Source organism: Micromonospora sp. NPDC048887, from assembly GCF_040649715.1.
Classification (GTDB): Bacteria; Actinomycetota; Actinomycetes; order Mycobacteriales; family Micromonosporaceae; genus Micromonospora.
Genome location: NZ_JBEZGA010000032.1, coordinates 1 through 11,881, shown reverse-complemented (window position 1 = coordinate 11,881; position 11,881 = coordinate 1). Strand labels below are relative to the sequence as shown.

Annotated in this window: 11 protein-coding genes and 1 pseudogene; 5 read left to right on the top strand and 7 right to left on the bottom strand. The window is 72.8% G+C overall.

Annotated elements, in window-relative coordinates; all coding sequences use genetic code 11:
* Nucleotides 1-134 precede the first annotated feature (134 nt).
* From AB0C17_RS28865 to AB0C17_RS28850, 4 genes are all read right to left on the bottom strand, one after another.
* On the bottom strand, nt 135-2,138 hold the full coding sequence (locus AB0C17_RS28865; RefSeq protein WP_357473641.1) for a protein meaA: 2,004 nt from the start codon (nt 2,136-2,138) through the stop codon (nt 135-137).
* A gap of 101 nt (nt 2,139-2,239) precedes the next feature.
* The gene (locus tag AB0C17_RS28860) at nt 2,240-4,393 is read right to left on the bottom strand and encodes an FtsX-like permease family protein (protein WP_357481380.1); all 2,154 of its coding nucleotides are present in this window, start codon (nt 4,391-4,393) and stop codon (nt 2,240-2,242) included.
* Entirely contained in the window at nt 4,390-5,070 is a 681-nt protein-coding gene (locus tag AB0C17_RS28855) for an ABC transporter ATP-binding protein (RefSeq protein WP_357389296.1), read from the bottom strand. The genes AB0C17_RS28860 and AB0C17_RS28855 overlap by 4 nt, the downstream gene beginning before the upstream one ends.
* Nucleotides 5,067-5,591 carry a PadR family transcriptional regulator gene (locus tag AB0C17_RS28850; RefSeq protein WP_357473647.1) on the bottom strand — a complete coding sequence of 175 codons (525 nt, stop codon included), beginning with the start codon at nt 5,589-5,591 and terminating at the stop codon, nt 5,067-5,069. The genes AB0C17_RS28855 and AB0C17_RS28850 overlap by 4 nt, the downstream gene beginning before the upstream one ends.
* Nucleotides 5,592-5,677: 86 nt before the next feature.
* On the opposite strand from AB0C17_RS28850, the gene AB0C17_RS28845 reads away from it, so the two are divergent.
* From AB0C17_RS28845 to AB0C17_RS28835, 3 genes are all read left to right on the top strand, one after another.
* Nucleotides 5,678-6,526: an ABC transporter ATP-binding protein gene (locus AB0C17_RS28845; RefSeq protein ID WP_357481377.1), complete on the top strand. Its 849-nt coding sequence runs from the start codon at nt 5,678-5,680 to the stop codon at nt 6,524-6,526.
* The gene (locus tag AB0C17_RS28840; RefSeq protein ID WP_357389290.1) at nt 6,523-7,368 is read left to right on the top strand and encodes an ABC transporter permease; all 846 of its coding nucleotides are present in this window, start codon (nt 6,523-6,525) and stop codon (nt 7,366-7,368) included. Before AB0C17_RS28845 ends, AB0C17_RS28840 begins: the two co-directional genes overlap by 4 nt.
* Before the next feature lie 86 nt (nt 7,369-7,454).
* Complete coding sequence (locus tag AB0C17_RS28835) at nt 7,455-8,264, top strand: alpha/beta hydrolase-fold protein (protein ID WP_357389288.1); 810 nt, start codon at nt 7,455-7,457, stop codon at nt 8,262-8,264.
* A gap of 57 nt (nt 8,265-8,321) precedes the next feature.
* Here the strand turns inward: AB0C17_RS28835 and AB0C17_RS28830 are convergent, their stop codons facing one another.
* Both AB0C17_RS28830 and murA read right to left on the bottom strand, forming a co-directional pair.
* The gene (locus AB0C17_RS28830; RefSeq protein WP_135241796.1) at nt 8,322-9,170 is read right to left on the bottom strand and encodes a 3-hydroxyacyl-CoA dehydrogenase family protein; all 849 of its coding nucleotides are present in this window, start codon (nt 9,168-9,170) and stop codon (nt 8,322-8,324) included.
* A gap of 69 nt (nt 9,171-9,239) precedes the next feature.
* Nucleotides 9,240-10,667: a UDP-N-acetylglucosamine 1-carboxyvinyltransferase gene (gene murA, locus AB0C17_RS28825; RefSeq protein WP_357389286.1), complete on the bottom strand. Its 1,428-nt coding sequence runs from the start codon at nt 10,665-10,667 to the stop codon at nt 9,240-9,242.
* On the opposite strand from murA, the gene AB0C17_RS28820 reads away from it, so the two are divergent.
* Nucleotides 10,666-11,238, top strand: coding sequence for a cob(I)yrinic acid a,c-diamide adenosyltransferase (locus tag AB0C17_RS28820; RefSeq protein WP_013475364.1), 573 nt, complete (start codon nt 10,666-10,668; stop codon nt 11,236-11,238). The two genes, murA and AB0C17_RS28820, sit on opposite strands and share 2 nt — an antisense overlap.
* Nucleotides 11,214-11,630 (top strand): VOC family protein, encoded by a 417-nt coding sequence (locus AB0C17_RS28815; protein ID WP_357389282.1) that lies wholly within the window; start codon nt 11,214-11,216, stop codon nt 11,628-11,630. Before AB0C17_RS28820 ends, AB0C17_RS28815 begins: the two co-directional genes overlap by 25 nt.
* Nucleotides 11,631-11,680: 50 nt before the next feature.
* Here the strand turns inward: AB0C17_RS28815 and AB0C17_RS28810 are convergent.
* Nucleotides 11,681-11,881, bottom strand: a pseudogene (locus tag AB0C17_RS28810) (hypothetical protein); the annotation flags it as partial.

Here is an 11,881-nt window from a genome sequence, read left to right as displayed (position 1 = left end):
GCCCGACAGCTACACCAACGAGCCCCGCTCACCCCCCCCCGCTGACGCGGCGCCCGCACGCGGGCGCCGCGTCAGCGGGGGTGTCAAGAAGGGGCCCCTTCTCTACCGGAGGCGTTAACAAGGGGCCCTTCCTTTCACCCCAGTGCGTTGGCCTCGCGGATCACTGTCACCAGTTCGTCGATGATGCCGGTGAGCGCGAAGTCCTTCGGCGTGAACACCCGGGCCACGCCGGCCGCCCGCAGCGTCTCGGCGTCGGCGGCCGGGATGATCCCGCCCACCACCACCGGCAGGTCGCCCCGCCCGGCGGCACGCAGCCCGTCCAGCACCGCCGGCACGGCGGCCAGGTGCGAGCCGGAGAGCACGGAGAGGCCGACCAGGTCGACGTCCTCCTCCACGGCGGCCGCCACGATCTGCCCGGCGGTCAGCCGGATGCCCTGGTAGACCACCTCGAAGCCGGCGTCGCGGGCGCGTACCGCGATCTGCTCCGCGCCGTTGGAGTGCCCGTCCAGCCCCGGCTTGCCGACGAGCAGCCGCAGCCGGCCGCTGCCCAGTTCCCGGGCGGTAGCGGCGACCCGCTCCCGCACCCCGGCGAGGGTCGCGTCACCGGCCGTGCCGACCGCCCCGGCCAGCCCGGTCGGCGCGCGGTACTCGCCGTACACCTGGCGCAGCGCGCCCGCCCACTCGCCGGTGGTGACGCCGGCCCGCACGCAGTCGAGCGTCGCCGGCATCAGGTTCGCCGTGGTGGCGGCGTCCGCGCGCAGCTTCGCCAGCGCCTCCTCCACCGCCGCCGCGTCCCGGCCGGCCCGCCATTCGCGTACGCCCGCGGTGGCCGCCTCCTCGACGGCCGGGTCCACCTGCTCGATCGCCTCGGCGCCGGCAGCGGTGAGCGGGGACGGCTCGGTCTCGGTGAACCGGTTGACGCCGACCACCACGTCCGAGCCGGACTCCATCCGCCGCCGCCGGTCGGCGAGCGAGGCCACCAGCGCGCTCTTGAGGTAGCCGGTCTCGACGGCGGTGACCACGCCGCCCATCTCCAGCACCTTCTCCAGCTCGACCCGGGCGCCGGAGACGATGTCGTCGACCAGCGCGGTCATCACGTGCGAGCCGGCGAACAGGTCCGGGTACTCCAGCAGGTCCGACTCGTACGCCAGCACCTGCTGCATGCGCAGCGACCACTGCTGGTCCCACGGCCGGGGCAGGCCGAGCGCCTCGTTCCAGGCGGGTAGCTGCACGGCGCGGGCGCGGGCGTCGCGGGACAGCGTGACGCCGAGCATCTCCAGCACGATGCGCTGGATGTTGTTCTCCGGCTGCGCCTCGGTCAGGCCCAGCGAGTTGACCTGGACGCCGTAGCGGAACCGGCGCTGCTTCGGGTTCTCCACGCCGTACCGGTCGCGGGTGATCTCGTCCCAGAGCGCGCCGAACGCGCGCATCTTGGCGATCTCCTCGACGAAGCGCACCCCGGCGTTGACGAAGAACGAGATCCGCTGGACCACGTCACCCATCCGCTCGGGCGGCACCTGGCCGGAGTCGCGCACGGTGTCCAGCACGGCGACGGCAGTGGCCAGCGCGAAGCCGACCTCCTGCACCGGCGTGGCGCCGGCCTCCTGGAGGTGGTACGAGCAGATGTTCACCGGGTTCCACCGGGGCATCTCGCGCAGCGTGTACGCGATCACGTCGGCGGTCAGCCGCAGCGAGGCGGCCGGCGGGAAGATGTACGTCCCCCGGGACAGGTACTCCTTGATGATGTCGTTCTGCGTGGTGCCGGCGCAGCGGCTCAGCTCCGCGCCCTGCTCGGCGGCGACGGTGCCGTAGAGGCCGAGCAGCCACATCGCCGGGGCGTTGATGGTCATCGAGGTGTTCATCTCGGCGAGCGGGATGCCCTCGAACAGGGCCCGCATGTCGCCCAGGTGCGCCACCGGCACGCCGACCCGGCCCACCTCACCGGAGGCCAGCTCGTGGTCCGGGTCGTACCCGGTCTGGGTGGGCAGGTCGAAGGCGACCGACAGGCCGGTCTGCCCCTTCGCCAGGTTGCGGCGGAAGAGCGCGTTGGTGGCCGCGGCGGAGGAGTGCCCGGCGTACGTGCGCATCACCCACGGGCGGTCCCGCTCGGGCAGCCGTCCCGGCATCGCGTCGTCCATGGCCGGAGTTTAAGTTACCGTTCAGTAAAAGAGAGTGTGGAAAACCACACAACCCGACGCCCGTGCCGGTGGGCCGGTCTGCGACCGGCCCACCGTACGGCTCATTCGCTGCGGGCGGTCTCCGGACCGGTGATCCGCTCCAGCAGCGGCAGGGTGGCGGCGACGACCGCGAGGCAGCCCAGTACGCCGAGAGCCACCACCGCCGCGAAGCCGGCTCCCGGCACGCGCAGGTCGTAGTCCATCTGCGCGCGCAGGAAGAGGTGCGCGGCGACCAGCCCCATCCCGACCGCCACCACGGCGACTGTCAGCAGCGGCACCATGCTCTCCAGGGCCACCACCCGGCGCAGCAGCCGTACCGGTGCGCCGCTGAGCCGGAGCAAACTGAACGGCCGTTTCCGTTCGTTGAGGCCGGCCGCCACGGCCACGGTCAGGCTGCACCCGGCGAGCACGAGACCGGCCACCACGACGATGTCGGCCAGCCGCTGCCAGCCCCGCATCGTGTCGGCGAAGTCGGCCTCGAAGTCGCCGGGCACGTTCGGCGCCACGTAGAAGGTGGGGAAGGTGGCTTCGAGGACCGTCCGGGCCCGCTCGACAGCGGCCGGGTCCGCCGCCTCGACCGCCACCGAAGCGGCGGGCAGCCCGGGCAGCGCGACCGGGTCCACCGGGGACGCCGGCCAGATCCGGTCGGCCGAGGCGGACTCCCGCCAGGGGATCAGGTCCGGCGGCACCTCGGCGACGCTCGCCCCGGCGGCGCACCGTCCGTACGCGGGCGGGATGTCCGCGCAGGCGATCACGCCGGGGTCGCGGCCGTTCTCCCGGACCGGGTTCTCCCGGACGAGCACCGGGTTGCGGACCCCGGGGATCGCCGCGAGGTCGGCCAGCAGCGTGCCGGGCGCCGGGGCGTCGTCCGTCAGCACCATCGACAGCCGGCCGGCCTCCAGGGAACCCCGGGGCGCGGGACCGCGCTCGTACGTGATCGTCCCCATCACGCCGACCGCCACCGTCGTGACGAACAGCGCGAGCATCACCCCGCCCACCGCGCGGAACCCGGCGGCCGGGTTGTCGGCGAGCCGGCGCGCGGCGATGAGCGCGGCGGGCCGGCTGGCGCGAGCGGCCATCGCCCGGGCGCCGACCATGGTCAGCCACGGGCCGCCCGCGACCAGGCCGACCATGATCAGCAGCAGCGCGGGCAGGAACAGCGCGGTCTGACCGTCCGAGGTGGGGGGCCGGTACACCAGGGCGAAGCCGAGCCCGGCCAGGCCGAGCGCGAGCGGGATCAGCCGGTACGCCCGGGGCGGCCGGGGCGTGACCCGGCGGGTGACGCCGAGCGGGGAGATCCGGACCCGGCGCAGCGCGAGCCAGGCCGCAGCCGCCGCGCCCGCCGGCACGCCGAGGGCCACCACCAGGGCTTCCGGCGCGCCGAGGACCATGTCGTCCGGGAAGAACGGCATGCCGGTGAACGGGATGCCGGCGAGCTGCCCACGGAACGCGAAGAACAACGCGAAACCCACCGCCGCGCCGGCCGCCGCCGCGAGCGCGGCCTCGACTGCCGCGACCGCCGAGATCTGCCGGGGCGTGGCCCCGACCAGCCGCATGGCCGCGAACCGTTGCTCCCGGCGAGCCGCGCCGAGCCGCGTCGCCGTACCGATGAAGACGAGTACGGGGAACAGCAGGCCGCCCGCGACCACGCCGAGGATGAGGTCGACCGCCGCCCCCGGCAGCGGAGCGCTGTTGCCGTCGAGCCGGGTGACCTTCCGGACCTGGTCCAGCTTCCCCACCTGCTCCGGGGTGCCGCCGACCAGGACGAGCAGCGTGTCCGGCGAGGTGAGCGCCGCCGGCCCGACCTCGCCGAGGTCGCGGCCCGGGTAGCGGTCGGCGAGCTGGTCGGCGGGGGCGGTCGCCAGCAGCTTCCGCAGCGCCGGGGAGGCGTAGAACTCGCCCGGCCCCGGTACGCGGGGAACGCCGACCGGCGTCGGCGCGTCGGGGCCGGTCGCGGCGACGTCGACGCGGATGATCTGATCGCCCCGGAAGTAGTCGGTCCGGGTGGACCACAGCAGCGGGTCGGCGGACCCGTCGGCCGTCTCCTGCGGGTACATCGACGCGTACCGGGTGAGCTGGGCGTCGGCGGCGTGCACACCGGCGAGCGTGGTGAGCAGCAGCCCGGAGCCGACAGCGACGGCGGCGGCGATGGCGACCAGCCGGAGCAGCGCCTCCTTGCCACCGGCGACGGCGAGCCGGAGCGCCAGCCCGATCACGAGACGACCCCGGCGGGCGCGTTGACCCGGCCGTCGCGGACCATGACCTCCCGGTCGGCGTACGCGGCGATGCGCGCCTCGTGCGTGACCAGGACGACTGTGGTGCCGCGCTCGCGGGCGGCGTCGATCAGCAGCGTCATCACCTCCTCGCCGGTGAGCGAGTCGAGCGCGCCGGTGGGCTCGTCGGCGAACAGCACACGCGGCTCGGCGACCAGGCCGCGAGCCAGCGCGACCCGCTGGGCCTGCCCGCCGGACAGCTCGCCCGAGCGGCGGTGCTCCAGGCCGGCCAGGCCGAGCCGCTCGAACCAGCCCCGCGCGGCGCGCAGCGCCGGGGTGCGGCGGACGCCGCGCAGCAGCAGCGGCAACGCCACGTTCTCGGCCGCGGTGAGTTCCGGCACGAGCTGGCCGAACTGGAAGACGAAGCCGAAGCTGTCGCGGCGCAGCGTGCTCCGGTCGGTCTCGCCGAGCGTGTCGATCCGGGCGCCGTCGAACCGGACCTCGCCGGAGTCGGGGCGCAGGATGCCGGCCAGGCAGTGCAGCAACGTCGACTTGCCGGAGCCGCTCGGTCCCATCACGGCGACGACCTCACCGGCCGCCACGGCGAGGCTCGCGCCGCGCAGGGCGGGTGTCTCGCCGAACGCGTACGTGACGTCCCGCGCCTCGATCATCGGGCTCATCGTCGGACCTTCTTTCTCAGGGCGTCCAGTCGGGCGCCTGTCGTCTCGATCCACCGCAGGTCCGCCTCCAGGTGGTAGAGGCCGTGGTCGGCGAGCATCACGTCGACGAGTTCGCCGTTGCGTTTGATCTCGGTGAGTTCGCGCATCCGGCGCAGGTGGGCGGCGCGCTGGGTGTCCAGGTACTCCTCGGCCGGGCGGTCGAGCATCAGCGCGAGCACGACCTTGGTGAACAGCAGGGTCTGCAGGTGCGGTTCCGGTTCGACCGGCTCGGTCAGCCAGTGCTCCACCTCGGTGGCGCCCAGGTCGGTGATGACGTAGCGCTTGCGGTCCGGCCCCGCGCCGGGTGCGACGTCGCCGACCACCACCTTGCCGTCGCGGGCCAGCCGGCTCAGCGTCGAGTAGACCTGCCCGTACGGCAGCGGCTTGCCGCGCCCGAAGAAGGCGTCGTAGTCGCGCTTGAGGTCGTAGCCGTGGCTCGGCTCGCGTTCGAGCAGCCCGAGCAGGGTCAGGGGAACCGTCATGACCTGAGACTACACCGAGTGTATACCTCGCGTATATAGCTGACCCGGGAGTCGAACGGGCGACCGCACGACGCACACTTGACGGCATGGAGAACGAGCTCGCGATTTCCGTGCGAGGGCTGCGCAAGGCGTACGGCGACAACGTCGCCGTGGCCGGGGTGGACCTGGACGTCCACCGGGGCGAGGTGTTCGCCCTGCTCGGCCCGAACGGCGCCGGCAAGACCACAACCGTCGAGATCCTTGAGGGCTACCGGCAGCGCGACGCCGGCGAGGTACGCGTGCTCGGCGCCGACCCGGCCCACCCCAACGCCGGCTGGCGCTCCCGGGTCGGCATCGTGCTCCAGGGCACCGGCGAGTTCGACGAGCTCAGCGTCATCGAGGTGGTCCGGCACTTCTCCGGCTTCTACGCGAGCGCCGACGACCCGGACAAGGTGGTCGAGCGGGTCGGGCTGGGCGCCAAGGCCAAGGCGCGTACGCACACCCTCTCCGGCGGGCAGAAGCGCCGCCTCGACGTCGCGCTGGGCATCATCGGCCGCCCCGAGCTGCTCTTCCTCGACGAGCCAACCACCGGCTTCGACCCGGAGGCCCGGCGCGAGTTCTGGGACCTGATCCGCGACCTGTCCGCCGCCGGCACCACGATCGTGCTCACCACCCACTACCTGGACGAGGCCGAGGCGCTCGCCGACCGCGTCGGCGTCATCGCCGCCGGGCGGGTGATCGAAGTCGCGCCGCCGAACGCGCTGGGCAACCGGCAGGAGTCACTGGCGACCGTCTCCTGGCGTACCCCCGACGGGACGTCGGCCTCGGCGGAGACCGCGACGCCGACGGCGCTGGTGGCCGACCTGGCCGCGCGCTTCGGCGGCGAGGTACCCGGCCTCACCGTGACCCGGCCGACCCTGGAAGACGTCTACCTGCGGATGATCGGACACTCATGAGCACCACGACGAAGCAGGCGGCCCCGGTCGCCGCCCCCTCCGCCCGGCGGTCCGGGGCGGGCGCGCTGGCGCTGCGTCAGGGGCGGCTGGAGATCACCCAGTTCCTGCGCAGCCGGGAGTCCGTCGTGTTCACGATGGGCTTCCCGATCATCATGATCCTGATCTTCGCGGCGATCTTCAGTGACGAGATCGCGCCGGGGGTCAGCTACACGCAGTACTTCATCACCGGCATGATCGCGACCGGCCTGATGACGGTGAGCTTCCAGAACCTCGGCATCTGGATCCCGATCGAGCGGGACCGGGGCGTGCTCAAGCGCTACCGGGGCACGCCGATGCCGAAGTGGGTCTGGTTCGCCGGCAAGGTGATCATGGTGGTGGTCATCGGCATCGCCGAGACCGTGCTGCTGCTCGCCGTCTCGGTGGCGATGTTCGACCTGGACCTGCCGCAGACCACCACCAAGTGGCTGACGTTCGCCTGGGTCTCCGTCCTCGGCATCACCGCCTGCACGCTCTGCGGCATCGCCATCTCGTCGCTGGCCCGCACCGCCCGCAGCGGCTCGGCGGTGGTCACCCCGGTCGCGCTGGTCCTCCAGTTCATCTCCGGCGTGTTCTTCGTCTTCACCAGCCTGCCCACCTGGATGCAGCAGGTGGCGGCGATCTTCCCGCTCAAGTGGATGTGCCAGGGGCTGCGCTCGGTCTTCCTGCCGGACAGCTTCGGCGCCCGGGAGCCGGGCGGGTCGTTCGAGCTGGGCACCGTCGCGCTGGTCCTCGGTGCGTGGTGCGTCATCGGCCTGGTGCTCTGCCTGACCACGTTCCGCTGGACCACCAAGCGCGACGGCTGAGGTGTAAGGAAGGGCCCCCTCTTAACGCCTCCGGTAGAGAAAGGGCCCCTTCTTAACGCACGCCTGGCGGTGGCACACTCGCCGGCATGGCACCCACGCTGTCCCGGCGTACCCTGCTCGGCACCGCCGCCGGCGTGGCCGGCGCCGCGGTGGTCGGCGGCCTGGCCGCCCGGCAACTCTCCGGCCCCCGCCCGGGACCGGCACCGGCTCTGCCGGACGCCCCGGCCGGCGACGAACGGCTGATCCGCATCGCGTCCGGCGCACGCGGCCGCGAGGTGGACTTCTGGACGGCCGTGCCGGACGGGTACGGCGACGGCCGCGGCCTGCCCGTCTGCCTGGTGCTGCACGGCGCGTCGGCCACCCCGCGCGACTACGGCCGGTTCGGGCTGGCCCGCTTCCTCACCGACGCGGTACGCCGGGGCGCCCCGCCGTTCGCGCTCGCGGGCGCCGCCGGAGGGCGGCTGTCCTGGCGCGCCTCGGGCGACGACGACCCGCAGCGGATGGTGCGCGAGGAGGTGCCCACCTGGTGCGCCCGGCGCGGGTTCGACAGCAGCCGGCTGGCCGTGTGGGGCTGGTCGATGGGGGGCTTCGGCGCGCTGCTGCTGGCCGAGACGTACCCGGAGTGGCTGCGGATGGCGGCGGCCTTCTCCCCCGCGGTGAGCCCCGGCGACGCGGTCTTCACCGGAGCGGAAAAGCTGCGCGGCACCCCCGTCGGGCTCTGGTGCGGGCGGCAGGACAACTTCCTCAAGGACGTACGCGCGCTGGCCGGGGTGCTGCCCGAGGAGCCGGTCCGCGCCGCCTGGGCCGACGGGCGGCACAACTTCGGCTACTGGGGCACGGTCATCCCGGACGCGTTCGCGCTGATCGGCGCCGCACTCAGCCCGCCCCGGCCGTGAACCGGCCCCGGACGTGAACCGCCCCCGGCCGCGCGGGCCGGGGGCGGGACCTGCCGGTCAGTACGAGTAGAAGCCCTGGCCGGTCTTGCGGCCCAGGTCGCCGGCGGTGGCCATGCGCTGCAGCAGCTCCGGCGGGAAGAACTTCTCGTCTGCGGTGTCGGTGTAGATGTTGCGGGTGGCGTTGAGCAGCACGTCCACGCCGGTCAGGTCGACAGTGGCGAGCGGGCCCATGGCGTGGCCGAAGCCCAGCTTGCAGGCGGTGTCCAGGTCCTCGGCGGAGATCACGCCGGACTCGACGAGCTTGACCGCCTCCATCGCCAGCGCGCAGATCAGCCGGGTGGTGACGAAACCGGCGATGTCCCGGTTGACCACCACCACGGTCTTGCCGATCCCCTCGGCGAACGACTTCACCGTGTCCATCGTCGCGTCGCTGGTCTTGTAGCCGCGTACCAGCTCGCAGAGCTTCATCATCGGCACCGGCGAGAAGAAGTGCGTGCCGACGACCGACTCCGGGCGCTCGGTAGCGGTGGCGATCTGGGTCACCGGGATGGCGGAGGTGTTCGTGGCGAGCACCGCGTCCGCCTTGCAGATCTTGTCCAGCGCGCGGAACACCTCGTGCTTGATCTCGATCTTCTCGAAGACCGCCTCGACCACGATGTCCGCGTCGGCGGCGGCCTCCAGATCGGTGGTCGGCGTGATCCGGCCCAGCGTCGCCTCGACGTCTGACGCCTCGATCTTGCCCTTCTCGGCGAACTTCGTCAGCGACTTCCGGATACCGTCCACGCCGCGCTTCGTGGCCGCGTCGTCGATGTCGCGCAGCGTCACCTGCCAGCCCGCCTGCGCCGCCACCTGGGCGATGCCCGAGCCCATCAGCCCGGCACCGACGACCGCGAGTCGACCCGCCATCTGCTTCTCCCTCGCCGTGTTCTGCAACGTCTGCCAGAACCCTACTTAACGACGGATAAGCCCCGGCCGTCAGATGGCCAGGTCCGGCTCCTCCGGCGCGGTGCCGCGTTCCACCTCCACGCCGAGCGCCCGCAGGTCCGCCACGAAGTCCGGGTAGCCCCGGTCGACGTGGTGCACGTGCGAGACCTCGGTAAGGCCGTCGGCGCAGAGCCCGGCGATGATCAGGCCGGCGCCGGCCCGGATGTCTGTCGCGCGTACCGGAGCGCCGGACAGCCGTTCCCGGCCGCACACCAGGGCGTGGTGACCGTCGGTACGGATCTCCGCGCCCAGCCGCATCATCTCGTTGGCGAACATGAACCGGCCGTCGAAGATGTTCTCGGTGATGAGCGAGCCGCCGTCGCTGACCGCCGCCAGCCCGATCGCCATCGGCAGCAGATCGGTGGCGAAGCCCGGGTAGGGCAGCGTGACCACGTCGACCGCCCGAGGGCGGTCGTCCATCCGTACCCGGAAGGCGTCGCCCCGCGTCTCGACCAGGCCGCCGGCCGCGACCAGCTTGTCCAGCGCGACCTCCAGGTACGCCGGGTCCAGCCCGGTCACCGTCACGTCGCCGCGGGTCATCGCGGCGGCGAACGCCCAGGTCCCGGCCACGATCCGGTCCCCCACCGTGGCGTGCCGGACCGGGCGCAGCTCGGGTACGCCGACGATGTGCAGCGTGGACGTGCCGGCCCCTTCGATCCGGGCGCCCATGGTGGTCAGCATCGTGCAGATGTCGACGATCTCCGGCTCCCGGGCCGCGTTGTCGATCGTCGTTGCGCCCCGGGCCAGCACCGCCGCCATGACCAGGTTCTCGGTCGCGCCCACGCTCGGGAAGTCCAGCACGATGTCGGCGCCGTGCAGCCCGTCCGGCGCCTCGGCGATGACGAAGCCGTGCTCACCGGAGATCTCCGCGCCCATCCGGGCCAGCCCGGCGATGTGCATGTCCAGGCCACGCGAGCCGATGGCGTCGCCGCCGGGGTGGGCCACCCGGACGTACCCCCGGCGGGCCAGCAGCGGGCCGAGTACGCAGATCGACGCGCGCAGCCGCCGCACCAGGTCGTAGTCGGCCTCTGTGCCCGGCCGCTCCGGCACGTCGATGATCACCGAGCGGGACCGCGCCACACCGCCGCGGGCCACCATCGGGTCGACCGGGTCGTCCGGGCCGAAGCGCACGCCGCAGCCGAGCCGCCGCAGCACCTCGCCCATGATCGCGATGTCGGTGATCCGGGGCACGTTGGTGATCACGCTGCGGCCGGGTGCGAGCAGCGCGGCGGCCATCAGCTTCAACGCGGAGTTCTTCGCACCCACCACGTGCACGGTGCCGGCGAGCCGGGCGTCACCGCGTACCCGGATGACGTCGACGTCGTTGAGCGCCGGATCTCCCGCGTCCCCCGGCCCCACCGGGCTCGGGCTCGGGCGGGCCGGGATCGTCAGGTCCGGTATCCGTAGGCTGTGCGTCATGGCCGTCCACCTCACGCGCATCTACACCAAGGCCGGCGACGCCGGCATGACCAGGCTGAGCAACAACGAGCAGGTGCCGAAGACCGATCCGCGCATCGCCGCGTACGCGGACGTGGACGAGTGCAACGCCTCGATCGGCGTCGCGCTCGCCCTGGGGCAGCTCTCGGACGAGCTGCGGGCCGTGCTGGAATCCGTGCAGAACGACATGTTCGACGTCGGCGCCGACCTGGCGACGCCGGTGGAGCCGGACCCGAAGTACCCGCCGCTGCGGGTGACCGAGGAGTACGTCGAGCGCCTTGAGGGCTGGTGCGACGAGTACAACGCGCGCCTGAGCAAGCTCGACTCCTTCATCCTCCCCGGCGGCACCGCTGGCGCGGCACTGCTGCACGTGGCACGGACGACCGCCCGGCGCGCCGAGCGTGCGGCTTGGGCGCTGGTCGCACACGACCCCGACCGGACCAGCCCTCTCCCGGCAAAGTATCTCAACCGGCTCTCCGATTTGCTCTTTATCCTGTCAAGAACGGCGAATCCGGACGGCGACGTGCTATGGGTGCCGGGCGGGAAGCGCTGACCATCGGCGGCCTCCATCACGTGGAGGTGTGGATACCCGACCTGGCGGCGGCCAGTCGTTCCTGGGGCTGGCTTCTCGGCGAGCTGGGCTGGACGCCGTACCAGGACTGGCCCGCCGGCCGCTCCTGGCGGCTCGGCGCGACGTACATCGTGCTGGAGGAGTCACCCGCGCTCACCGGCCGCGCCCACGACAGGCGCGCGCCCGGCCTGAACCACCTGGCCTTCCACGCCGGCCCGCCGGCCGCCGTCGAGCGCCTGGTCACCGCCGCCTCCGAGTACGGCTGGACGCTGCTGTTCCCGGACCGGCACCCGTACGCGGGCGGCCCGGACAGCTACGCCGCCTATCTGGCCGACGGGCAGGGGTACGAGGTCGAGCTGGTCGCGGACGCGTGAAGGCCGGCACCCCTCGTTTCGGGGTGCCGGCCTTTCGCTGTTTGTTCGTCTTACTTGTTCCAGTGCTCGGCGACGAGGTCGGCGGCCTGCTGTTCCCACTGGGCGTAGTGGTCGGGGTAGGCCGACACCTGGACGGTCTGGGCGGCCTTGGTCAGCGGCATGTCCTTCCAGCCGTCGACCTGCTTGAGACCCTTCAGGAACGCGGTCGTGGAGTACTCGGGGTCGGTGATCTGCTCCACCGTGCCCCAGCC

Excerpts from the sequence above, each read along its gene's own strand:
- murA (WP_357389286.1), bottom strand. The coding sequence starts at position 10,667 with ATGACGCACAGCCTACGGATACCGGACCTGACGATCCCGGCCCGCCCG.
- AB0C17_RS28840 (WP_357389290.1), top strand. The coding sequence starts at position 6,523 with ATGAGCACCACGACGAAGCAGGCGGCCCCGGTCGCCGCCCCCTCCGCC.
- AB0C17_RS28815 (WP_357389282.1), top strand. The coding sequence starts at position 11,214 with ATGGGTGCCGGGCGGGAAGCGCTGACCATCGGCGGCCTCCATCACGTG.
- AB0C17_RS28865 (WP_357473641.1), bottom strand. The coding sequence starts at position 2,138 with ATGGACGACGCGATGCCGGGACGGCTGCCCGAGCGGGACCGCCCGTGG.
- AB0C17_RS28855 (WP_357389296.1), bottom strand. The coding sequence starts at position 5,070 with ATGAGCCCGATGATCGAGGCGCGGGACGTCACGTACGCGTTCGGCGAG.
- AB0C17_RS28845 (WP_357481377.1), top strand. The coding sequence starts at position 5,678 with ATGGAGAACGAGCTCGCGATTTCCGTGCGAGGGCTGCGCAAGGCGTAC.
- AB0C17_RS28850 (WP_357473647.1), bottom strand. The coding sequence starts at position 5,591 with ATGACGGTTCCCCTGACCCTGCTCGGGCTGCTCGAACGCGAGCCGAGC.
- AB0C17_RS28830 (WP_135241796.1), bottom strand. The coding sequence starts at position 9,170 with ATGGCGGGTCGACTCGCGGTCGTCGGTGCCGGGCTGATGGGCTCGGGC.
- AB0C17_RS28820 (WP_013475364.1), top strand. The coding sequence starts at position 10,666 with ATGGCCGTCCACCTCACGCGCATCTACACCAAGGCCGGCGACGCCGGC.
- AB0C17_RS28835 (WP_357389288.1), top strand. The coding sequence starts at position 7,455 with ATGGCACCCACGCTGTCCCGGCGTACCCTGCTCGGCACCGCCGCCGGC.